The organism is Lysobacter xanthus (assembly GCF_047159895.1).
In genome coordinates, this window is record NZ_BAAGAB020000006.1 from 1 (window position 1) to 21,684 (window position 21,684).

The window sequence follows — 21,684 nt, forward strand, 5'->3', positions numbered from 1 at the left end:
TGCTGATCGAACGCCTGTGGCTCGGCCGCAGGCTGGAGTGCTGCAGGTGTGCGCGATGCTCGCCGGCCGCGAGTCGCTGCCGCTCGCGGTCGCGCCGGCGGCGGCGATGGACGCCGTCGTCGGCCCCGACCTCGCCGACGTGCGCGGCCAGGCGCAGGCCCGGCGCGCGCTGGAGATCGCGGCGGCCGGGTCGCACCACCTGCTGCTGATCGGCCCGCCCGGCTGCGGCAAGACGCTGCTGGCCTCGCGGCTGCCGGGCCTGCTGCCCGAGGCGAGCGAGGCCGAAGCGCTCGAAGCCGCGGCGGTGGCCTCGATCAGCGGCCGCGGCCTCGACCCCTCACGCTGGCGCGAGCGCCCGTTCCGCGCGCCGCACCACACCGCAAGCGCGGTCGCGCTGATCGGCGGCGGCAGCCATCCGCGCCCGGGCGAGGTCTCGCTGGCGCACAACGGCGTGCTGTTCCTCGACGAGCTGCCGGAATGGCAACGGCATGCGCTCGAAGTGCTGCGCGAGCCGCTGGAGTCCGGCGTCGTCACCGTCTCGCGTGCCGCCCGCAGCTCCGAATTCCCGGCGCGGTTCCAGCTGGTGGCGGCGATGAACCCGTGCCCCTGCGGCTGGGCCGGCGACCCGAGCGGCCGATGCCGCTGCGGCAGCGATGCGATCCAGCGCTATCGCGCGCGCGTTTCCGGCCCGTTGCTGGACCGGATCGACCTCCACGTCGCGCTCGGTCGACTGCCGCCCGCCGAGCTGCGCGGCGACCGCCCGGGCGGCGAGTCGACCGCGACGGTACGTGCGCGCGTCGAAGCGGCGCGCGCCCGGCAGCTCGCGCGTTGCGGCCACCCGAACGCGCGGATGACGCAGGGCGAGACGTTCGCGCTGTGTCGGCTGTCGGACCGCGACCAGGCGCTGCTCGAGCAGGCGATCGACCGGCTGCAGCTGTCGGCGCGCTCGGCGGTGCGGATCCTGCGCACCGCGCGGACAATCGCGGACCTGGACGACGCGGACGCGATCGCCACGCGACATCTCGCCGAGGCGATCGGCTACCGGACGCTCGAACGGCCCCCTGCGGGAGCGACGACGACGGCCGCCGCGTGAAGGCGGCGGCCGTGGCGGGAGCTGCTACGCGCGCGTGCGCTCAGCGCCCGTCGCAGGGATTGCAGATGCGCGGCTTCTCGAGGAAGGCGCGCGCACCTTCGCGCGCATGGTCGCGGTCGTCGACCGTGCCGCAGACCAGCTGCTTCTCGCGCGAGCCGACCACGCTCTGGTAGCGGCAGACGGACTTGTCGTCCCGCGCCAGCCGCGTGCCCTGGACGGCGGCGTTGATGCGCTCGAGCGCATTGTCGAAGTTGACGCGCTCCTGGATGTTCATCGCATCGAGCGTGGGCTTGCGCTGCAGCAGCTCGAAGACGGTGTCCTGGTCGCGGCGCACCTGCGCGGCCACGCGCGGCATGAGCTTGAGCGTGCCGGCATCGAGTTCCGCGCGCAGCGCGGTCTGCTGGGCGCGGATCTGCTCCGTCTTGGGGACGTCCTGGGCGAAGGCCGTGGCCGCGGCCAGAAGGGCGGTGAGCGCGAGGGTCTTGCGGATCATGGCCTTCCTCCTGAAGTGTCCGTCGATCCTCCGCCCGTCCGGACGCGCCAGTCAAGCGCGTCCGTCGGCGGGCACGACCGTCAGGCGGCCTTCTCGAACTGCTCCTCCTCCGTCGAGCCCTTGAGTGCGACGGTGGACGACTGGCCGCCCTGGATGGTCTGCGTCACCGCGTCGAAATAACCGGTGCCCACCTCGCGCTGGTGCTTGACCGCGGTGAAGCCGCGCTCGGCGGCGGCGAACTCGCGCTCCTGCAGCTCGACGAAGGCGCTCATCTGGCGGCGCGCGTAGCCGTAGGCGAGGTCGAACATGCCGTAGTTGAGCGCATGGAAGCCGGCGAGCGTGATGAACTGGAACTTGTAGCCGTAGGTCGCGATCTCCTTCTGGAACTTCGCGATCGTCGCGTCGTCGAGGTTCTTCTTCCAGTTGAAGCTCGGCGAGCAGTTGTAGGCCAGCAACTTGCCCGGGTACTTCGCGTGGATCGCCTCGGCGAACTTGCGCGCGAACTCCAGATCCGGCTTGCCCGTCTCGCACCAGACGAGGTCCGCGTACGGCGCGTAGGCGAGGCCGCGCGAAATCGCCTGGTCCAGGCCCTTGTGCGTCTTGTAGAACCCTTCGACGGTGCGCTCGCCGGTGCAGAACGGCTTGTCGTTGTCATCGACATCCGACGTGATGAGGTCGGCGGCCTCGGCATCGGTGCGCGCGACGATCAGCGTCGGCACGCCCATGACGTCGGCCGCGAGGCGCGCCGCGACGAGCTTCTCCACGGCCTCGCGCGTCGGCACCAGCACCTTGCCGCCCATGTGGCCGCACTTCTTGACGCTGGCGAGCTGGTCCTCGAAGTGCACGCCGGCGGCGCCGGCTTCGATCATCGCCTTCATCAGCTCGAACGCGTTTAGCACGCCGCCGAAGCCGGCTTCCGCGTCGGCCACGATCGGCTGCAGGAAGTCGATGTCGCCCTGGCCTTCCGCGCACTGGATCTGGTCGGCGCGCAGCAGCGTGTTGTTGATGCGCTTGACCACCTGCGGCACGGAGTTGGCCGGGTACAGCGACTGGTCCGGGTACATCTCGCCCGCGATGTTCGCGTCGGCCGCGACCTGCCAGCCGGACAGGTAGATCGCCTTCAGGCCCGCCTTCACCTGCTGCATCGCCTGGTTGCCGGTCATCGCGCCGAGCGCGTTGACGAAGTCCTCGGTCTGCAGCGAGTTCCAAAGCTTCTGCGCGCCGAGCTTCGCGATCGAATGCTCGACCGGAACGCGACCGCGCAGGCGCACCACGTCCTCGGCGGAGTACGGACGGCAGATGCCACTCCAGCGGGCATCGCTGGCCCATTGCTGGCGGAGCTGGTCGGCGGTGGGAAGCGTCGTCGTCATGGCGGATCTCCTGTCTTCGTGTCGGTCGTCGGGCAAGGGGAGGCCGTTCCGCCCGCGATGCGGACGGTCGGGCTCAACGCGGATCGTTTGGAAACTCAGTCGAGGCGTTTGTACGCGGGCAGCGTCAGGAAGTCCTCGAGCTCGTCGCCGTGGGTGAGGCGGCAGAGCAGGCCGATCGCCTCGTTGATGCGGCTCGCGCCGGGAATGTCGGTGGACGCGAGGTTCGGCAGCTTCATCAGTGCGCGCTCGAACAGCGTCTCGTCGAGCGGGGTGCCGTCGTCGAGGTGCAGGTCGCCGGCCTTGAGCCACTGCCACAGCTGTGCCCGCGCGATCTCGGCGGTGGCGGCGTCCTCCATCAGCCAGTGGATCGGCACGCAGCCGTTGCCGTCGAGCCAGGCGGCGAGGTAGCGCACGCAGACCTCGACGTTGCCTTCGAACCCGGCGCGGGTGATCGAACCGATCGGCGGGGTGACGAGGTCGTCGCGCGTGACCAGCACGTCGTCGCGCACGAGGTGCTTCTGGTGCGCGCCGGGCATGCGCTCGTCGAACACGGCCTGCGCGAGCGGGATCAGCGCCGGGTGCGCGACCCAGGTGCCGTCGTGGCCAGCGGTGACCTCGCGCAGCTTGTCGGCGCGCACCTTGGCGAGTGCAGCCTCGTTGGCGGCGACGTCGGTCGAGATGGGGATCTGCGCCGCCATGCCGCCCATCGCATGCGCGCCGCGGCGGTGGCAGGTCTGGATCAGCAGTTCCGAGTACGCGCGCAGGAACGGCTGCGTCATCGTCACCTGCCCGCGCTCGGGCAGCACCTTGTCGCGGTGCCTGCGGAACGTCTTGATGTAGGAGAAGACGTAGTCCCAGCGGCCGCAGTTGAGGCCGGCGATGCGCTCGCGAAGCGCGTACAGGATCTCGTCCATCTCGAACGCGGCGGGCAGCGTCTCGATGAGCACGGTGACGCGGATCTGGCCGCGCGGCAGCTTCAGCTCGTCCTCGACGGCGTCGAGCACGTCGGTCCAGAGCTGCGCCTCCTCCATGGACTCGAGCTTGGGCAGGTAGAAGAAGGGGCCGCGGTCCTTCGCAGCCAAAGCGTGCGCGTTGTGGAAGGCGAACAGGCCGGCGTCGAACAGGCTGCCCGACATCGGCGCGCCATCGACGAGCACGTGCTTCTCGTCCAGATGCCAACCGCGCGGCCGGACCATCAGCACCGCCTGCTGCTCGAACGGCTTGGGCGCGTAGGCCTTGCCGCCCGGGGCGGTGAAGGCGAGCGTGCCGGCGACCGCGCCGCGCAGCGCCTGCTGGCCCTGTACGAGGTTCGCCCAGGAAGGCGACGTCGAGTCCTCGAAGTCGGCCATGTAGACCTTCGCGCCCGAGTTCAGCGCGTTGATGACCATCTTCGGGTCGACCGGGCCGGTGATCTCGACGCGGCGATCCTGCAGGGCGGCGGGCAGCGGCGCGACCCGCCAGGCGGCACTGCGGATGTGGGCGGTGTCGGGGCGGAAGTCGGGCAGGCCGCCGACGTCGAAGGCCGACTGGCGCGCCCGGCGCGCGGCGAGACGCTGCTGGCGGCGGCCCTCGAAGCGGCGGTGCAGGCCGCCGAGGAAGGCGAGCGCGGCGGGCGTCAGCAGGGCGTCCTGCGCCTCGGCGCGGCCGAGCACCTCGATCCCCTGCACCCCGTTCCCCGTTTCGATCAGCACTGCCGACATCGCGCCACCTCATGGTCGCTCCGATGAATCGACCATGCGCCGCCGTCTGGTATTTGACAAACAAGTTTTGGCAATGCGATGTATGAGCAAATCATATACACGCGACCTTCATGGCCCGGACGACCCCGCCGCGCTTCACCTACAAGGCCGACCGGCTCAAGCCGCTGCGGGCCTTCTGCCAGACCGCCCGGCTGGGTTCGGTGTCCCGCGCGGCCGAGGCGCTGTTCCTCAGCCAGCCGGCCGTGACGCTGCAGCTCCAGGCCCTGGAACGCGACGTCGGCGTGCCCCTGCTGGAGCGCAACGGCCGCCGGCTGACGCTGACTCGCGAGGGCGAGGCGCTGTACGACCTCGCCCGGCCGCTGGTGGAGGGCCTGGACAACCTCGACGCCATGTTCCGCGACCGCATCCGCGGGCTCGACGCCGGCGAGCTGCACGTCGCCGCCGGCAGTTCGACGATCGTCTACCTGCTGCCGAAGATCGTGGAGGCCTTCCGCGCCGCGCACCCGGACATCCGCCTGATCCTGCACAACGTGACCGGCCCGCGCGGGCTCAACCTGCTGCGCGACGACGGCGCGGACCTCGCCGTCGGCTCGATGCTCGACGTGCCCGGCGACCTCGCCTACCAGGCCGTCGTGTCCTACGACCCGATGCTGATCACCCCGACCGACCACCCGCTGGCGACCAAGCCCGTCATCGAGCTCGCCGACCTCTCGCCGTACGGCCTGATCCTGCCGCCGCAGCGGCAGACCACGTACCGGATGGTCGACATGGTCTTCCAGCGCGCGCACGTGCCCTACACCGTGGCGCTGGAGGTCGGCGGCTGGGAGGTGATCAAGCAGTACGTGGCGATGGGCCTGGGCATCTCGATCGTCACCGCGATCTGCCTCACCGAGGCGGATGCGACCAAGCTCGCGGCGCGTTCGCTGTCGGCCTACTTCCCGTCGCGCAGCTACGGCGTGGTGACGCGCCGCGGCCGCACCCTGAGCCCGCAGGCGCGGGCCTTCATCGAACTGGTGCGGGCCTGGGGGACCGAGGTCCGCACGGGCGGTTGAACCCCCTCGGCGACCACCCGGCGGGCCGGCCGCGTCAGCGCCGCAGCACCCACGGAATCGCGGCGAGGACCACGCCGGCGAGCAGCAGCAGCGCGACGCTCGAAACCAGGTACGGCACGATCATCAGCCCCACGCCGCAGGCCAGGGGAACGCCCGCGCGCTGCCGGCGGGCGTAGAGGCAGTAGCCGAGACCGATCGAGCTGAGCAGGACGCCGAGCAGGAGTACCGGGGTGTCCATCCTTACCGCCTGTGCGGGGCCGTTCGGCGATCGTACGACGCTGCCGGCGGCGTTCGCCCGTCTACTGCGCCCCGTGGTTCTTGCCCTGCCAGGGCGCATACCAGGCGCGGATGCGGGCCATGTCGGCGGCGACGTCGTCGGTCGGCGTCCACAACGGGCCTACGCCGATCACCTTGTCGGGATAGTGGAAGTAGACCGGCAGCACCGGCACGTCGGCGGCGCGCGCGATCTTCCAGAAGCCGGTCTTCCACTTTTCCACGCGCTTGCGCGTGCCCTCGGGCGCCAGGCCGAACCACAGCGCGTCGGCCTCGCGGAGCATCGCCGCGGCCTGGTCGACGACGCCCTTCGGATTGCCACGGTCCACCGGGATCACGCCGAGCCGCCGCAGCAGCAGGCCGACGCCCGGGACCTTGAACAGCGTGTCCTTGCCGAGCACGCGGATGTCGAGCCCCAGCGCGAGCTTGGCGGCGAAGCCCCAGATGCCGTCCCAGTTCGACGAATGCGGCGCGCCGATCAGCACCAGCTTGGCGACGTCCGGCAGCTCACCGACCATCCGCCAGCCGCCGAGCCGCAGCACGAGTCGGCCGAGCCCGCGGGTGAAGCGGTTGGGCGGCACCTGCGGCACGCGCGGCGGCATGGCCGGAATGTGCCCGACGGCGCCGTCGTGCGCCGGATACCCCTCGCCCATGCTCAGTCCCAGTCCCGCGCGGCGCGCCCCTTCTTGATCGTACCGCGGCCCTTCTTGGCATCGAGCCGGCGCTCCTTCGACGCCCGGGTGGGCCGGGTGGCCACGCGTTTCTTCGGCACGTGCATGCCGGCCTCGACGAAGGCGCGCAGGCGCTCGCGCGCGTCCTCGCGGTTGCGGTCCTGCGTGCGGAAGCGCTGCGCGCTGATGACCAGCACGCCCTCGTTGGTGACGCGCCGGTCGCGGCGCGCGAGCAGGCGCGCACGCAGATCCTCGGGCAGCGACGGGGAGTTCGCGATGTCGAAGCGCAGCTCGACCGCGGTGGCCACCTTGTTGACGTTCTGCCCGCCCGGCCCGGCCGACCGCACGAAGCGCTCGACGAGCTCGTTCTCGGGAATCTCGGGGGCGCTCGCGGTCATGGCGTGCATCGTAACGGCCGCTCGCCGCGCCGGCCTGATGCGATGCTCACGCGTCGAACAGCGCGAGCGCCTTGGCGAATTCGTCGTCGACCGGTGCGCCCACGCGCAGAAGTTCGCCACTGCCCGGGTGCACGAAGGCGAGCCCGCGCGCATGCAGCAGCATGCGATGGATCCCGAGCATGCGGAACGCGCGGTTGTGGCGACCGTCGCCGTGGCTCGTGTCGCCGATGAGATGGTGCGAGAGATGCTTGAGGTGCCGCCGGATCTGCCGGAAGCGCCCGGTGCGCGGCATCGCCTCCAGCCAGGCGTAGCGCGAGGTCGGAAAACCCGCCGACGGGATCTCGAGCTCCACGGTGCGCAGCCGCCGGAACGCGGTGACCGCCGGCTTCTTGAGCGGCTTGCCCGGGCCGCCGTCGAGCGGATGGTCGACCTCGAAGTCCTCGTCGGGCCAGCCCCGGCAGACCGCCCAGTACGTCTTTTCCACCTCGTGCGACATCAGCGTGCGGCCGAGCGCGGACGCGGTCTCGCGGTCGAAGGCGAGCAGCAGGCAGCCCGAGGTCGCGCGGTCGAGCCGATGCACGAGGAAGACCGGCCGGCCGAACTGCTCGCGCAGGCGATCGGCGGCGAAGTCGCTCTCGCCACGCGCGAGCGCGCTGTCGTGGACCATCAGGCCCGCCGGCTTGCAGACCACCGCGAGCGCGTCGTCGCGATACAGCACGGGCAGGGCGAGGTCGGTCATGGCGGCTCCACGGCGGGCGCGCAGTGTCGCAGGCACGGAGGCCCCGCGCGCGTCGCTAGAATCGTGCGATGACGACGCCCCTGCCTTCCATCGACACGGTCCGCGACTACCTGACCGGCCTGCAGGACCGCATCTGCGCGGGGATCGAGCAGGCGGACGGCCGCGCCCGCTTCGTCGAGGACGCCTGGACCAAGGCACCCGACGATCCGTCGCCGATCCGCGGCGGCGGGCGCACGCGCATCCTGCGCGACGGCGCGGTGTTCGAGCAGGCGGGCATAGGCTTTTCCGACGTCTCCGGCACGCGGCTGCCGCCGTCGGCGACCGCGAACCGCCCGGAGCTCAACGGCGCGTCGTGGCGCGCGGTCGGGGTGTCGCTCGTCTTCCATCCGCACAATCCGTACGTGCCGACCACGCATGCGAACGTCCGCCATTTCCGCGCCGAGCGCGACGGTGAGACGGTGGCCTGGTGGTTCGGCGGTGGCTTCGACCTGACGCCCTACTACCCGTTCGACGAGGACGTGCTGCACTGGCACCGCGTCGCGCACGACCTGTGCGCGCCCTACGGCGGCGAGGCGCGCTACGCGGCGCACAAGCGCTGGTGCGACGAGTATTTCTTCCTCAAGCATCGCGACGAGACGCGCGGCGTGGGCGGGCTGTTCTTCGACGACCTGCACGGCGACTTCGACGCCGACTTCGGCTACCTGCGCAGCGTCGGCGACGGTTTCCTCGACGCCTACCTGCCGATCGTCGCGCATCGCCGCGACACGCCGTTCGGCGAGCGCGAGCGCGGGTTTCAGCTCTATCGCCGCGGGCGCTACGTCGAGTTCAACCTCGTCTTCGATCGCGGCACGCACTTCGGCCTGCAGTCGGGCGGCCGCACGGAATCGATCCTGATGAGCCTGCCGCCGCTGGTGCGCTGGGAGTACGGCTACGTGCCCGAGGCCGGATCGCCCGAGGCGCGCCTGCACGACTACCTGCGCCCGCGCGACTGGCTCGCCGAGCTGGGCTGAACCGCCCCGCGCCAAATCGCGGGCAATAAAAAGCCCCGCAGGCAGGGGGGGCCGGCGGGGCTGAGGAACGGGGCCTGGGGAGGGGCCTTACGTTCCGGGATCGCTCCAGGGGAGGGGAGGATCAGCGCCGGACGTTGCATCCGGCGCAGGGACATAAAAACATCGGCGAGATGCACGGAAGGTGAAGGCATCCGTGCACCAACCGGCTGGATTCAGGGGTGATTCACCGTTTTCCGCCCGCTCGTCGGAAAAGCGTGACGCGCCTCGATGAACGGACGCGACGGCGTCCGCGCATGACCGGTCCACCGCCGCTCCTGCGTTGCACCGCGAGGGTGCAATCGCTCAGTGCGCCTCGTCCCAGTTGAGCCCGACGCCGGCGTCCACTTCGAGCGTCACCTTCAGTTCCGCGGCCGCCGCCATGCGCCGCTTCACCTCGTCGACCAGCGTCGGCACGAAGCCCTCGTCCACCTCGAAGACGAGTTCGTCGTGCACCTGCAGCACCATGAGCGCCCGCTCGGCATGGCCGTCCAGCCAGCCGTGGATGTCGATCATCGCCCGCTTGATGATGTCCGCCGCGGTGCCCTGCATCGGCGCATTGATGGCCGCCCGCTCGGCACCCGAGCGCAGGCCCTGGTTCCGTGCGGTGATGTTCTCGAGGTACAGCCGGCGACCGAAGACCGTCTCGACGTACCCCTGGTCGCGCGCCTGCTGCCGCGTGCGGTCCATGTAGTCGCGAACGCCGGGATAGCGGGCGAAGTACAGCGCGATGTAGTCCTGCGCCTCGCCGCGCGAGATGCCCAGCCGCGTCGCGAGCCCGAACGCGCTCATGCCGTACATCAGGCCGAAGTTGATCGCCTTCGCGGCGCGCCGTTCGCCGGGCTCGACCGTCTCGATCGTCTTGCCGAACACTTCGGCCGCGGTCGCGGTGTGCACGTCGACGTTCGAGGTGAAGGCACGCAGCAGCGCGGGATCCTCGGACAGGTGCGCCATGATCCGCAGCTCGATCTGCGAGTAGTCGCAGGCGACGATGCGGCGGCCTTCGGGCGCGATGAAGGCGGTGCGGATGCGGCGCCCGTCCTCGGTGCGGATCGGGATGTTCTGCAGGTTGGGATCGCTCGACGCGAGGCGGCCGGTCGCCGCGCCCGCCTGGTGGTAGCTGGTGTGCAGGCGATGCGTGCGCGGGTTGAGCATCTCCGGAAGCTTGTCGGTGTACGTGCCGCGCAGTTTCGCGAGCCCGCGGTAGTCGAGGATGAGGCGCGGCAGTTCGTGCTGGTCGGCGATCGCCTCCAGCGCGGTTTCGTTGACGCTTGGCGCACCGGTCGGCGTGCGCTCCGTCGCCGGCAGGCCCAGCTCGTCGAACAGGAGCGCGCCGATCTGCTTCGGCGAATCCATGTTGAACGTGCGGCCGGCCACCTCGGTCGCGCGCTGCTGGATCTCCAGCATGCGCCGCGCCATGTCGGCCGACTGCCGCCGCAGCTCGTCCGGATCGATCATCACGCCGTTCGCCTCGATGCGCTCGAGCACCGGGATCAGCGGGATCTCGATGTCGCGGTACACCGATTCGAGCGCCGGCACCTCGCGCAGCTTCGGGCCGAGCACGCGGTGCAGCCTGAGCGTGACGTCCGCATCCTCCGCGGCGTAGCGCGTCGCGTCGTCGAGCGCCACCTGCGAGAACTTGATCTGCTTGGCGCCCTTGCCGGCGACGTCGGCGTATTTGACCGTGTCGTAGCCGAGGTACTTCTTCGCCAGCGAGTCCATGTCGTGGCGCGTCGCGGTGGCATTGAGCACGAAGCTCTCGAGCATGGTGTCGTCGTGGTAGCCGCGCACGTTGACGCCGTGGCAGCGCAGCACGTGGATGTCGTACTTGCCGTGCTGGCCGAGCTTGCGCTTGCCGGCATCCTCGAGGATCGGCCCGAGCGCGCGCAGCACCTGCGCCTTGTCGAGTTGCTCCGGTGCGCCCGGATAGTCGTGCGCGACCGGGATGTAGCAGGCGCGCCCGGGGTCGACGCACAGGCTCAGGCCGACGAGGTTCGCGCAGAGCGCGTCGAGCGAATCGGTCTCGCAGTCGAAGGCGAACTCGTCGGCGTTGCGCAGGGCTTCGGCCCAGGCCTCCAGCTGCGCCGGCGTCAGCACGAGTTCGTACTCGCCCTTCGCCGACAGCGCGGGATCCAGCGCCTCCGCCATCGCGACGTTCGCGGCGACGCCGCGGCTGCCGGGCCCCGTCGGCGCGGTGCCGGCGTCGCCGCCCTCGAGCTCGCGCAGCGCCTGGCGCATCTCGTAGCGCGCGAACAGCACGCGCAGCGCCTCGTGGTCGCGCTCGCGCAGCACGAGGTCCTGCGGCCCCAACGCCAGCGCGCAGTCGGTCTTGATCGTGGTCAGCGTGCGGTTGAGCGGCAGGCGGTCGAGCACGCGGGCCAGGTTCTCGCCGATCTTGCCCTTGATCGCCGAGGCGTTCGCGACCACGCCGTCGAGCGTGCCGTATTCGGCCAGCCATTTGGCCGCGGTCTTGGGGCCGCACTTCTCCACGCCCGGGATGTTGTCGACGCTGTCGCCCATCAGCGCGAGGTAGTCGACGATCTGGTCGGGCCGCACGCCGAACTTCTCGATCACGCGCTGGGTGGAATCCAGGCGGCTGCCGCTCATGGTGTTGACGAGTGCGACGCCGCGGCCGTCGACCGGATCGCGCACCAGCTGCGCGAAGTCCTTGTCCGACGTCGACACGGTGACGTCGAGGCCCTCGTCGAAACCGCGCAGGGCCAGCGTGCCGATCACGTCGTCGGCCTCGACGCCGGGCTCGCGGATGATCGTGATACCGAGCGCGTGCACGATGTCGCACAGCGGCTTCACCTGCGCGCGCAGGTCGTCGGGCATCGGTGCGCGGTTGGCCTTGTACTGCGGGTCGAGGTCGTCGCGGAACGTCGGGCCGGAGTCGTCGACCACGTAGGCGACGAAGTCGGGCTTCTCGGCGAGCACGGACTTCAGCATGTTCACCACGCCGAACAGCGCACCGGTCGGCTCGCCGTCCGCATTGGTCAGCGGCGGCAGCGCGTGGAAGGCGCGGTAGAGGTAACTGGAACCGTCGATCAGGACGAGCTTCTTCATCCGCCGATTGTAGGCGGCGCCCGTCGCGCGCCCTGAGCCTGCCGTTCACGGCAGGGCGGCCGTATGCTGGACGCCTGACCGGAGACGCCCCGATGCCCCGTACCGCCCCTCTCCTGCTCGCCCTGTCGCTGCTCGCCGGCTGTGCCTCGATGCCGCCGGACGACCCGACGCTCACCTTGCGTGATGCGCAGGTGGCGACACGGACGATGGAGAACGGCGACGTCGTCTCCGAATACCGCGTCGCCGGCCTGCTGCGGGTGGTGAAGATCGTGCCGAAGACCGGCATCCCGTATTACCTGACCGACGACGACAACGACGGGCGCCTCGACCATCGCCGCGGCGAAGGCCCGGTTCGCCCGGTCCAGTACAAGATCTTCAGCTGGTAATTCCGACCGCCTTCCAAGGAGAGCCGATGAGCATCGACGCCGCCCCCAAACCGACCCTGCTGATCCGTGCCGCCTGGGCCTGCCTCGCGCTGGCCGTCGTCGCGTTCCTGCTGCCGCTTCCGGCGATCGCCGTGCTCGTGCCCGGCATCGCGGCCGGGCTGCTCGCGCTGATGGCGCAGCTGCGGGGCGCACCGCGCGCGGGCGGCCTCGCCCTGATCACCGCGCTCGTGCTGACGCCGCTGCTGTACATGCTCGACTCGCAGGGCATGCGCCCGCAGCTGGGCGGTTCCACGGGCTTCGCCGGCGGCCGCGATACCGGATCGGCGAGCACGGCCGACCGTGCCACGCCGACCGCCGGCGCCCCCGCGGCCACGCTGCCGGCCCCCGCGGGCGACGCCGCGATGCGGACGGCAGTGACCGCCTACGAGCTGTCCTCGACCTATGCCACCGACGCGAAGGCCGCCGACGACCAGTACAAGGGCAAGCGCCTGCTGGTGACCGGCCTGGTCGCCGGCCGCGACGGCACCGCACTGACGCTGGCGGCCGGCGATTTCCCGGCCGTGCGCGTCGAAGGCGTGGCCGATGCCGCCCGCGCGGCGATCCGCGACGGCCAACAGATCAGCCTCGCCTGCAACGGCGCCGGCGCGACCGCCGGCGCGCCCGTGGTCGACGGCTGCACGCTGCAGTAAGGCGGCGCCTCAGACCCGCTGCAGGTTCGCGAACGCGGCGACGAGCCACTTGCTGCCGGCGTCGTCGAAGTTGACCTGCACGCGGGCGTGCGCGCCGCTGCCTTCCACGTCGGTCACCGTGCCGGTACCGAACGTGGGATGCCGCACCGTCGCGCCGAGTGGCATCGCCGGCGCTTCGGTCACACCGTTGTCGAGGCGACGGCTACCCGCCCCGTACACCGGCCGCGAGACCTGCACCTTCGGCCGCACCTCGTGCACCAGCGCCGACGGGATCTCGCGCAGGAAGCGCGAGGGCATGCCGTACATGTCCATGCCGTGGATGCGCCGCGCCTCGGCATAGCTCAGCACCAGCTTCTCGCGGGCGCGGGTGATGCCCACATAGGCGAGGCGGCGTTCCTCCTCCATGCGCCCGGCTTCCTCGGCCGACTTGTTGTTCGGGAACAGCCCTTCCTCCAGGCCGACGAGGAACACCAGCGGGAATTCGAGGCCCTTCGCGCTGTGCAGCGTCATCAGCTGCACGCCGTCCTCGTTCGCCCGCGCCTGGCCTTCGCCCGCTTCCAGCGAGGCGTAGGAGAGGAAGGCGACGAGCTCGGGCAGCTCCGGTTCCTCGTCGTCCTCCTCGCGGTAATTGAAGCGCGAAGCGACGGAGACGAGCTCGTCGAGGTTCTCGATGCGCGAATCGAGCTGGCCCTTCTGCTCCCGCGCATAGAACTCGCGCAGGCCCGATCGCAGCAGGACGTGGTCGATCTTTTCGGGGAGCGAGCGCTCCATGCACTCGACCTGCAGGTCGTCGACGAGCTTGAGGAAGCCCATCAGCGCATTGCGCGCACGCGCGGCGAGCACGTTGCCGCTGGCGAGCCTGAGCGCGGCGACCGACAGCGGGGAGGCCTCGGCGCGCGCAAGCCTGCGCACCTCGTCGAGCGTGCGCTCGCCGATGCCGCGCGCGGGCGTGTTGACCGCGCGTTCGAACGCCGCGTCGTCGGCACGGTTGGCGATCAGGCGCAGGTAGGCGAGCGCGTCCTTGATCTCGGCACGCTCGAAGAAGCGAAGGCCGCCGTAGACGCGATACGGCAACTGCTCGCCGATCAGCACTTCCTCGAAGGCGCGCGACTGGGCGTTGCTGCGGTAGAGGATCGCGGTATCGCGGTAGCTGCCGCCGGCCTGCACCCACTGCTTGATGCGCTCGACGACGAAACGGGCCTCGTCGATCTCGTTGTAGGCCGCGTACAGGTCGAGCGTCTCGCCGCCGCCGACCTCGGTCCACAGCTTCTTGCCGAGCCGGCCGGGATTGTGCGCGATCACCGCATTGGCCGCGTCGAGGATATTCGCGCTGGACCGGTAGTTCTGCTCGAGGCGGATCGTCTTTGCCGTGTCGAAGTCGCGCAGGAACTTCTGTACGTTCTCCACCTTCGCGCCGCGCCAGCCGTAGATCGCCTGGTCGTCGTCGCCCACCACGAACACCTGCCCGGTGTCGCCGGCCAGCACGCGCACGAAGGCGTACTGGATGTCGTTGGTGTCCTGGAACTCGTCGACCAGGATCTGCCGGAACCGGTTGCGGTAGTGCGACAGCAGCTGCGGCGAGTCGCGCAGCAGTTCGTGCGCGCGCAGCAGCAGCTCGGCGAAGTCGACCAGGCCGGCACGGTCGCAGCGCTCCTGGTAGGCCGCGTAGATGCGACGCATCGTGTCGGTCCACTCGTCCTCGCCGCCCTGGATGTGCTGCGCGCGGCGTCCCTCGTCCTTGCGCGCGTTGATCCACCACGCGGCCTGCCGCGGCGGGTAGCGCGTCTCGTCGAGTTCCAAGCCCTGCAGCACGCGCTTGACCAGCCGCAGCTGGTCGTCCGAGTCGAGCACCTGGAACCCTTCGGGCAGCTTGGCTTCCTGGAAGTGCAGGCGCAGCAGCCGGTGGGCGAGGCCATGGAAGGTGCCGAGCCACATGCCGCGCGCGCCATTCACCAGCTGCATGTCGACGCGGTGACGCATCTCCGCCGCCGCCTTGTTGGTAAACGTCACCGCGAGGATGCCGTGGATCGGCACGCGCTCGACCTCGTTCAGCCAGGCGATGCGGTGCGTGAGCACGCGCGTCTTGCCGGAGCCGGCGCCGGCGAGGACGAGGTAATGGCCGAGCGGTGCGCAGACGGCCTCGCGCTGCGCCGGGTTCAGCGCGTCGAGCAGGTGGGAGACATCCATGGCGGCAAGTGTACGGGCCGGCCGTCGCAGGCCGGCACGTGGCTCATGTCCGGGCGGGCGCGACTTCCGCGAGCCGGCGCAGTTCGAGCTCGAGCGCGGCGATGCCGGCGTCGAGGCGCTCGCTGGCGGCGTCCTCGAGGTGCGCGAGGCCCTCGAGCATCTGCGCGAGCTGGCCGAGGCGCTGGCGACGGTCGTCCATCGCGACCTGCCGCTGCTGCAGTTCCAGCGCGGGCACGTCGGTGCGCGTCTGGATGCGGCGTCGCTGCTCGGTCAGCACCTGGTGCAGGCGCGCGGCGCCGCGACGGTCGGCCTCGCTCCACGGCAGCGCCTGGCCGCGCATGCTCTCGCGCCAGACCGCGAAGCTGCGCCGCGGCGCGATGCGCAGGCCGTCGTCCGAAGGCACCAGCGCCTTGGCGGGCTCGCCGGCCCAGCGCACGGTCTCGACCTGCTCGTCGCGGAACAGCAGCAACCAGTCGTCGCCGCCGAGGCGAAGGCCCAGCACGCCGGCCACCGGATCACCCGGCACGGGCGGCGCCCAGGCGTCCATGCGCTCGCTGGCGACGAGGCTGGCGGCGCCCTGCCCCCGCAGCCAGTCGACCAGCGCGGCCACGCGGCGGGGATCGGGCACATGGCCGTTGCCCTGCCAGCGCGAACCGGTCCACAGCGCGGCGCCGTCGGCGCCGAGGCTCGTGCGCAGCAGCGGAAGCTCGCCGGCGAGCGCGGCATCGAAGTCGCGCGCCTGCGCGAGTCGCTGCACCAGCGCGTCGCGCACCTGCTGGGCGTGCTCGAAGTGGGCAAGCGTCTTCTGCTGCTCGGCGCTCGCCACGCGCATGGACACGAACAGGCCGAACAGGTCGGCCGCGGCGCGCACGGCGGGCGGTACGAGCCGCGGCGCGCGGTGGTGGCAGGCGATCAGGCCCCACAGCCGGCCGCCGGCGATGATCGAGATCGACATAGAGGCGGCGACGCCCATGTTGCGCAGGTACTCGAGATGGATCGGCGAGACGCTGCGCAGCGCATGCTGCGAGAGGTCGACGGGCCGACCGTCGACCGTGCCCGGCAGGACCGGCACGGGCACGTAATCGGCATCCGGAATCACGCGCAGCCGGTTGCGCAGGTAGAGCGCCCGCGCCTGCGGCGGGATGTCGGACGCGGGATACCGCAGGCCGAGGTAGGGCTCGAGGTCGCCGGCGACCGACTCGGCGATCACGTCGCCGCTGCCGTCGTGCAGGAACCGGTAGACCATGACGCGGTCGTAGCCGGTGAGCTCGCGCACCTGCGCCGCGACGTAGTCGTGGAAGTTCTCGGGCGGCTCGTGCGCCACCGCCGCGATCATCGACTGCGCCAGCGCCGTCGGCTGTGGCGCCAGCCCGCGCTCGCTGCGCGGCTCGATCTCGATATGCACGAGGTCGTCGGCGACGTGCACCACGAGGTCGCAGGCGGTGCCGAGCGGGCCGAGGTTGGCCTGCCCGGCGCGCTGCGCCGACGCGCCGGGGCTCACCAGCGCCAGCGTGTCGAGGACGGCCTGCAGCACCTCCTCGCTCACGTACTCGCGCAGGCTGTGCCCGAGCAGCGCATCGACCTCGACGTCGAGCAGGTCCGGCACGTTGGCGGACACCTGCCGCACCGTCCAGTCCGGCATCGCGCAGCTGACGAGGTAGCCATGCGCCTGGATGGCGCCGGAGAGGTGGATCGGTTCCCTCGCGCAGCCTTCGGCATCGATCGTCGCGAAGCGGGTCATGCGGTGAGGCCCTGCGCCTCGTCGAGCGCGCGTTCGACCACGCCGAACGCGGCGACCGCACCGTGGCAGGCCTCGCGCTCGGCCGTCTCGCTCAGGCGCAGGGCGTCGAGCGCGGCGACGAGCGTCGGCCAGGCCCGGCCGCCGGCATGCAGCGTGAGGTAGCGCGCACCGCGGTCGGCGTCGAAACCCAGTGCGTGCGCCCGCTTGAGCAGCAGTTGCGCACCGAGCGAGGAGCCCGCGATCACGTAGCGCCAGCCGAGGCGGGCGTCCTCGCGCGTCGCCGCCAGCGGCGCATCGCCGAGTGGGGCGCGGCCGAGCACCGCGAGGTCATCGACGAGCGCCGCCTCGCAGGCCCCGAGTTCCGGCGCATCGGCGAGCACCTGCCGCGAACTGCGCACGAAGCGGTGCATCGCGCAGAGGAACGTCGCATAGCCGGCGGCATCATCGAAGGCATCGCCCATGCGGGCATCGACGCGGGCATGCGCATCCGCGGTGGCCTCGCGCAGGCGCCACCGCAGGGAAGAGGAAACGGGGGTCATGCCGACGACGATATCAGCGCGGTGTGAACGATTCCTTGCCGCGCGGCCGCTTTCGCCGCCTACACTCGGCGGACTTCCGCGACCCTCCGTGCCATGAACCGACTCCGGCTTCGTGCTGTGCTCCCTGCCCTCCTGCTGACCGCCGCCCTGACCGTGCCGACCGCCGACGCCGCGCCCCCGACCGCCCCCTCGCGGCTCACCCTCGAAGCCCTCGCCGGCGACGCGCCGCTGTCGGGGCCCAGCCTGCTGAAACCGAAGGTCTCGCCGGATGGCACGCGCGTGACGTTCCTGCGCGGCAAGGATCGCGACCGCAACCGGCTCGACCTGTGGGCCTACGACATCGCGAGCGGAAAGACGCAGCGCCTCGTCGACGCCGACGACGTGCTGCCCGGCGCCGAGGTGCTGAGCGACGAGGAGAAGGCACGCCGCGAGCGGCAGCGCATCGCCGCGCTGAGCGGGATCGTCGACTACCAGTTCTCGCCCGACGGAAAGACGCTGCTGTTCCCGCTCGGCGGCGACCTCTACCTGTACGACCTCGCCAAGTCCGGCAAGGACGCGGTGCGCAAGCTCACCGACAAGGAAGGTTTCGCGACCGATCCGAAGCTTTCGCCCGCGGGAAAGTACGTCAGCTTCGTGCGCGCCCGCAACCTGTGGGTGATCGACCTCGCGAGCGGCACGCAGCGCCAGCTCACGTTCGACGGTGCCGAGACGATCGGCAACGGCCAGGCCGAATTCGTCGCCGACGAGGAAATGGGCCGCCACACCGGCTACTGGTGGGCGCCCGACGATTCGGCGATCGCGTTCGCCCGCATCGACGAGTCGAAGGTGCCGGTGCAGAAGCGCTACGAGGTCTATCCCGACCGCACCGAGGTGGTCGAGCAGCGCTACCCCGCCGCGGGCGATACCAACGTGGCGGTGAAGCTCGGCGTGATCGATCCGTCGGGGGCGTCGAAGGAGGCCCGCTGGATCGACCTCGGCCGCGACGAGGACATCTATCTCGCCCGCGTGAACTGGCGCGATGCGCAGCGGCTGACGTTCCAGCGACAGTCGCGCGACCAGCGCACGCTCGAGCTCATCGAGGCGGACCTGTCGACGGGCAAGCAGCGCACGCTCGTGACCGAACATTCGAAGACCTGGGTTCCGCTGCATGACGCGCTGCGCTTCCTCAAGGACGGCAGCTTCCTCTGGAGCAGCGAGCGCAGCGGCTTCGAGCACCTGTACGTGATCGACGGCGCGGGCAAGGCGCGTGCACTCACGTCCGGCGACTGGCCGGTCGACGACCTGCTCGCGCTCGACGCCCGGAACGGCTGGGTCTACTTCAGTGCCGGCCGCGAGTCGCCGACCCAGTCGCAGATCTACCGCGTGCCGCTCAAGGGCGGCGCGATCCAGCGGCTGTCGCAGGAGGCCGGCTGGCATTCGGCGACGTTCGCGGCGAACGCGAGCGTGTACGTCGACAACTGGTCGAACCCGACCACGCCGCCGCAGCTTGTGCTGCACCGGGCCGACGGCAGCGAGGTGGCGACGCTGGTGAAGAACGACCTCGCCGACCCGAAGCATCCCTACGCGCCGTACCGCGCCGCGCACCGCCCGGTCGAGTTCGGCACGGTGAAGGCCGCCGACGGCAGGACGCCGCTGCACTACTGGGTGATGAAGCCCGAGGGGTTCGACCCGTCCAAGGCCTACCCGGTGGTGGTCAACGTCTACGGCGGCCCGGCCTCGCAGACGGTGCGCGAAGCCTGGTCGCCCGACCTCAACCAGTACCTCGCGCAGCACGGCTACGTGGTGTTCTCGGTCGACAACCGCGGCACCCCGCGTCGCGGCGCCGCCTTCGGTGGCGCGCTCTACGGCAGGCAGGGCACGGTGGAGGTCGACGACCAGCGTGCGGCGCTTCACTGGCTGACGTCGCAGCCCGGCATCGACAAGGACCGCGTCGGCGTCTACGGCTGGAGCAACGGCGGCTACATGACGCTGATGCTGCTGGCGCGCGGCGAGGGCGACTACGCCTGCGGCGTCGCGGGCGCACCGGTCACCGACTGGGGCCTGTACGACACGCATTACACCGAGCGCTACATGGACCTCCCCAAGGGCAATCCGAAGGGCTACCAGGCCGCGCGCGTGCTCGAGCACGTCGAGGGCCTCGTCGGCGAGAAGGCGCCGCGCCTGCTGCTGATCCACGGCATGGCCGACGACAACGTGCTGTTCACCAACTCCACCGCGCTCATGAGCGCGCTGCAGCAGCGGGGCCAGCCGTTCGAGCTGATGACCTACCCCGGCGCGAAGCACGGGCTCAAGGGTCGCGACCTGCTGCATCGCCTGCGCATCACCGAGGACTTCCTCGGCCGCTGCCTCAAGCCCTGACGTGACCTTCGGCGCATGGCCGCGCACCGCGGCCGCGCCATCCTCGCCGAATCGCCCGGAACCCGACGCCATGACCAAGCCGCTCGTCCTCGCCCTCGCCCTGGCGCTCGCCGCCCCGGGGATCGCCCTCGCCGCCCCGGCGGCACCCGCCGCGAAGGCCGCGCCCAAGCCCGCGCCCGCGTGGGTCGCGCGCAGCAATGCCAACGCGCAGATCCTGCTGATGGCGCAGGCGCCGTTCCAGCCGGAGCAGCTGTCGTTCTTCGGCGTGCCGGGCTTCGACGAGAAGGTCTTCGACTTCGGTCCCAACTACTCGGCGCGCTTCCGCGAGGCCACGGCCAAGGCGCGTGACCAGCTCCGCGCGAAGCTCGCGACGGAAAAGGATCCGAACGTGCGGCAGGACCTCGAGATCCTGGTGCAGGCGGCCGACGACGCGATCGAGGGCAGCGAGATCAACGAGCGCCTGACGCGTCCCTGGCTCGACGTCGGCCAGACCGTGTTCGGCGGCCTGCAGGGCCTGCTGTCCGACCAGACGCCGCAGGCGCGCCGCGCGATGGCGCTGAAGCGGCTGCAGGCCTATGTCGGCATGGCGCCGGGCAGCACGCCGCTCACCACGCTGGCCCGGCAACGCTACGAGGAGCGGTCGCAGGCCGGCCTGCTGCAGCCGACGCAGGTGGAGGTGCAGCAGTCGCTGTCGAACCTCGACACGTATCGCACCGGCATCAAGCAGCTCTTCGACAAGTACAAGATCGATGCGGGCCCGGCGCTCGCCGAGCTCGACAGGCAGCTCGCCGACTATGCCGCGTGGACGAAGTCCACGGTGCTGCCGACGGCCCGGACGACCTACGTGCTGCCGCCCGAGCTGTACGCGCTCTCGCTCAAGGGCGTCGGCATCGACATCGACCCGCGCACGCTGATCGAACGCGCGCAGATGGAATTCGCCGAGACGCGCAATGCGATGCAGCAGCTCGCGCCGCTGGTCGCGAAGGCGCACGGCTGGCCGGAGACGGACTACATCGCGGTCATCAAGCACCTCAAGCGCGACGTGATCCCGAACGAGAAGATCGAGACGCACTACCGCACCGAGGTGATGCCCGAGCTCGACCGCCTGATCGCGGCGAACCGCGTGGTGGAACTGCCGAACCGCCCGATGCAGATGCGCGTGGGCACGCCCGCCGAGAACGCGCAACAGCCGGCCCCGCACTTCCTGCCGGCGCCGCTGGTGGGGAACACCGGCCAGCAGGGCACGTTCGTTCTCCCGATGTCGAACCCGGACGCCGGCGCCGACGGCCCCTACGACGACTTCAACTATCCGGCCAGCGCCTGGACGCTCACCGCCCACGAAGGCCGCCCGGGCCACGAGCTGCAGTTCACCGCGATGGTCGAGCGCGGCGTCTCGCTCGCGCGCACGCTGTACGCCTTCAACTCGGTCAACGTCGAAGGTTGGGCGCTGTACGCCGAGGCCGAGATGGTCCCGTACGAGCCGCTGGACGGGCAGCTGATCGCGCTGCAGTTCCGCCTGCTTCGCGCCGCGCGCGCGATGCTCGATCCGATGCTCAATCTCGGGCTCACCGACCGCGATACCGCGTTCAACTGGCTCACCGACAAGGTCGGCTTCTCGAAGGCGATGGCGCGGCAGGAAGTGGACCGCTACACCGTGCGCTCGCCGGGCCAGGCCGGTGCCTACTTCTACGGCTACAGCCAGCTGATGCAGCTGCGCACGGAGACGGAGATCGCGCTGGGCGACAGGTTCGACCGCAAGGCCTTCAACGACTTCCTGCTCGACCAGGGCCTGCTGCCGCCGAAGCTGCTGGCCAAGGCGGTACGCGAGCAGTTCGTGCCGCAGCAGAAGGCGAAGAAGGGCTGATCCGTCGGCCCTGCGATGC

General features: G+C 70.8%; 18 protein-coding genes. 7 read left to right on the top strand and 11 right to left on the bottom strand.

The window, feature by feature from the left end; translation table 11 throughout:
• On the top strand, positions 1–1,093 hold a 1,093-nt coding region (locus ACY35P_RS03490), incomplete at its 5' end, for a YifB family Mg chelatase-like AAA ATPase (protein ID WP_462114442.1).
• Positions 1,094–1,133: 40 nt separating this feature from the next.
• On the opposite strand, the gene ACY35P_RS03495 is transcribed toward ACY35P_RS03490, so the two are convergent.
• From ACY35P_RS03495 to aceB, 3 genes are all read right to left on the bottom strand, one after another.
• A complete protein-coding gene (locus ACY35P_RS03495; protein WP_462114443.1) occupies positions 1,134–1,586 on the bottom strand; it encodes a hypothetical protein in 453 nt (150 codons plus the stop codon).
• An 80-nt stretch (positions 1,587–1,666) separates the two neighbouring features.
• Positions 1,667–2,956, bottom strand: a complete 1,290-nt coding sequence (gene aceA / locus ACY35P_RS03500; protein ID WP_462114444.1) for an isocitrate lyase — start codon at positions 2,954–2,956, stop codon at positions 1,667–1,669.
• A gap of 95 nt (positions 2,957–3,051) precedes the next feature.
• Complete coding sequence (aceB, locus tag ACY35P_RS03505; protein WP_462114445.1) at positions 3,052–4,656, bottom strand: malate synthase A; 1,605 nt, start codon at positions 4,654–4,656, stop codon at positions 3,052–3,054.
• 110 nt (positions 4,657–4,766) lie between these two features.
• Between aceB and ACY35P_RS03510 the strand changes: the two genes are divergently transcribed.
• Entirely contained in the window at positions 4,767–5,708 is a 942-nt protein-coding gene (locus ACY35P_RS03510; protein WP_462114446.1) for a LysR family transcriptional regulator, read from the top strand.
• Between the two features lie 34 nt (positions 5,709–5,742).
• On the opposite strand, the gene ACY35P_RS03515 is transcribed toward ACY35P_RS03510, so the two are convergent.
• From ACY35P_RS03515 to ACY35P_RS03530, 4 genes are all read right to left on the bottom strand, one after another.
• On the bottom strand, positions 5,743–5,946 hold the full coding sequence (locus ACY35P_RS03515) for a hypothetical protein (RefSeq protein WP_462114447.1): 204 nt from the start codon (positions 5,944–5,946) through the stop codon (positions 5,743–5,745).
• A gap of 61 nt (positions 5,947–6,007) precedes the next feature.
• Complete coding sequence (locus ACY35P_RS03520; protein ID WP_462114448.1) at positions 6,008–6,634, bottom strand: lysophospholipid acyltransferase family protein; 627 nt, start codon at positions 6,632–6,634, stop codon at positions 6,008–6,010.
• A 2-nt stretch (positions 6,635–6,636) separates the two neighbouring features.
• The gene (gene arfB, locus ACY35P_RS03525) at positions 6,637–7,059 is read right to left on the bottom strand and encodes an alternative ribosome rescue aminoacyl-tRNA hydrolase ArfB (protein ID WP_462114449.1); all 423 of its coding nucleotides are present in this window, start codon (positions 7,057–7,059) and stop codon (positions 6,637–6,639) included.
• 37 nt (positions 7,060–7,096) lie between these two features.
• Entirely contained in the window at positions 7,097–7,789 is a 693-nt protein-coding gene (locus ACY35P_RS03530; RefSeq protein WP_462114450.1) for a pseudouridine synthase, read from the bottom strand.
• Positions 7,790–7,857: 68 nt separating this feature from the next.
• Here ACY35P_RS03530 and hemF point away from each other — a divergent pair, with 68 nt between their 5' ends.
• Positions 7,858–8,799, top strand: a complete 942-nt coding sequence (gene hemF, locus ACY35P_RS03535) for an oxygen-dependent coproporphyrinogen oxidase (RefSeq protein ID WP_462114451.1) — start codon at positions 7,858–7,860, stop codon at positions 8,797–8,799.
• A gap of 342 nt (positions 8,800–9,141) precedes the next feature.
• Here hemF and polA read toward each other — a convergent pair whose 3' ends face one another.
• Complete coding sequence (polA, locus tag ACY35P_RS03540; protein ID WP_462114452.1) at positions 9,142–11,901, bottom strand: DNA polymerase I; 2,760 nt, start codon at positions 11,899–11,901, stop codon at positions 9,142–9,144.
• A gap of 92 nt (positions 11,902–11,993) precedes the next feature.
• Here polA and ACY35P_RS03545 point away from each other — a divergent pair, with 92 nt between their 5' ends.
• A complete protein-coding gene (locus ACY35P_RS03545) occupies positions 11,994–12,287 on the top strand; it encodes a DUF2782 domain-containing protein (RefSeq protein WP_462114453.1) in 294 nt (97 codons plus the stop codon).
• 26 nt (positions 12,288–12,313) lie between these two features.
• Positions 12,314–12,976, top strand: a complete 663-nt coding sequence (locus tag ACY35P_RS03550) for an OB-fold protein (RefSeq protein ID WP_462114454.1) — start codon at positions 12,314–12,316, stop codon at positions 12,974–12,976.
• 9 nt (positions 12,977–12,985) lie between these two features.
• On the opposite strand, the gene uvrD is transcribed toward ACY35P_RS03550, so the two are convergent.
• The 3 genes from uvrD to ACY35P_RS03565 are packed head-to-tail and all read right to left on the bottom strand — an operon-like array spanning position 12,986 to position 17,443.
• The gene (gene uvrD / locus ACY35P_RS03555; protein ID WP_462114455.1) at positions 12,986–15,163 is read right to left on the bottom strand and encodes a DNA helicase II; all 2,178 of its coding nucleotides are present in this window, start codon (positions 15,161–15,163) and stop codon (positions 12,986–12,988) included.
• A 43-nt stretch (positions 15,164–15,206) separates the two neighbouring features.
• Positions 15,207–16,904, bottom strand: a complete 1,698-nt coding sequence (locus ACY35P_RS03560) for a GAF domain-containing protein (RefSeq protein WP_462114456.1) — start codon at positions 16,902–16,904, stop codon at positions 15,207–15,209.
• Entirely contained in the window at positions 16,901–17,443 is a 543-nt protein-coding gene (locus ACY35P_RS03565; protein ID WP_462114457.1) for a biliverdin-producing heme oxygenase, read from the bottom strand. The genes ACY35P_RS03560 and ACY35P_RS03565 overlap by 4 nt, the downstream gene beginning before the upstream one ends.
• A gap of 93 nt (positions 17,444–17,536) precedes the next feature.
• On the opposite strand from ACY35P_RS03565, the gene ACY35P_RS03570 reads away from it, so the two are divergent.
• Together ACY35P_RS03570 and ACY35P_RS03575 are read left to right on the top strand one after the other, a co-directional pair.
• Complete coding sequence (locus ACY35P_RS03570) at positions 17,537–19,801, top strand: S9 family peptidase (protein WP_462114458.1); 2,265 nt, start codon at positions 17,537–17,539, stop codon at positions 19,799–19,801.
• Positions 19,802–19,871: 70 nt separating this feature from the next.
• Positions 19,872–21,665: a DUF885 domain-containing protein gene (locus ACY35P_RS03575; RefSeq protein ID WP_462114459.1), complete on the top strand. Its 1,794-nt coding sequence runs from the start codon at positions 19,872–19,874 to the stop codon at positions 21,663–21,665.
• Positions 21,666–21,684 lie beyond the last annotated feature (19 nt).

Excerpts from the sequence above, each read along its gene's own strand:
- polA (WP_462114452.1), bottom strand. The coding sequence starts at position 11,901 with ATGAAGAAGCTCGTCCTGATCGACGGTTCCAGTTACCTCTACCGCGCC.
- aceA (WP_462114444.1), bottom strand. The coding sequence starts at position 2,956 with ATGACGACGACGCTTCCCACCGCCGACCAGCTCCGCCAGCAATGGGCC.
- uvrD (WP_462114455.1), bottom strand. The coding sequence starts at position 15,163 with ATGGATGTCTCCCACCTGCTCGACGCGCTGAACCCGGCGCAGCGCGAG.
- hemF (WP_462114451.1), top strand. The coding sequence starts at position 7,858 with ATGACGACGCCCCTGCCTTCCATCGACACGGTCCGCGACTACCTGACC.
- ACY35P_RS03545 (WP_462114453.1), top strand. The coding sequence starts at position 11,994 with ATGCCCCGTACCGCCCCTCTCCTGCTCGCCCTGTCGCTGCTCGCCGGC.
- arfB (WP_462114449.1), bottom strand. The coding sequence starts at position 7,059 with ATGCACGCCATGACCGCGAGCGCCCCCGAGATTCCCGAGAACGAGCTC.
- ACY35P_RS03520 (WP_462114448.1), bottom strand. The coding sequence starts at position 6,634 with ATGGGCGAGGGGTATCCGGCGCACGACGGCGCCGTCGGGCACATTCCG.
- ACY35P_RS03570 (WP_462114458.1), top strand. The coding sequence starts at position 17,537 with ATGAACCGACTCCGGCTTCGTGCTGTGCTCCCTGCCCTCCTGCTGACC.
- ACY35P_RS03550 (WP_462114454.1), top strand. The coding sequence starts at position 12,314 with ATGAGCATCGACGCCGCCCCCAAACCGACCCTGCTGATCCGTGCCGCC.
- ACY35P_RS03495 (WP_462114443.1), bottom strand. The coding sequence starts at position 1,586 with ATGATCCGCAAGACCCTCGCGCTCACCGCCCTTCTGGCCGCGGCCACG.
- aceB (WP_462114445.1), bottom strand. The coding sequence starts at position 4,656 with ATGTCGGCAGTGCTGATCGAAACGGGGAACGGGGTGCAGGGGATCGAG.
- ACY35P_RS03575 (WP_462114459.1), top strand. The coding sequence starts at position 19,872 with ATGACCAAGCCGCTCGTCCTCGCCCTCGCCCTGGCGCTCGCCGCCCCG.
- ACY35P_RS03560 (WP_462114456.1), bottom strand. The coding sequence starts at position 16,904 with ATGACCCGCTTCGCGACGATCGATGCCGAAGGCTGCGCGAGGGAACCG.
- ACY35P_RS03530 (WP_462114450.1), bottom strand. The coding sequence starts at position 7,789 with ATGACCGACCTCGCCCTGCCCGTGCTGTATCGCGACGACGCGCTCGCG.
- ACY35P_RS03510 (WP_462114446.1), top strand. The coding sequence starts at position 4,767 with ATGGCCCGGACGACCCCGCCGCGCTTCACCTACAAGGCCGACCGGCTC.
- ACY35P_RS03565 (WP_462114457.1), bottom strand. The coding sequence starts at position 17,443 with ATGACCCCCGTTTCCTCTTCCCTGCGGTGGCGCCTGCGCGAGGCCACC.
- ACY35P_RS03515 (WP_462114447.1), bottom strand. The coding sequence starts at position 5,946 with ATGGACACCCCGGTACTCCTGCTCGGCGTCCTGCTCAGCTCGATCGGT.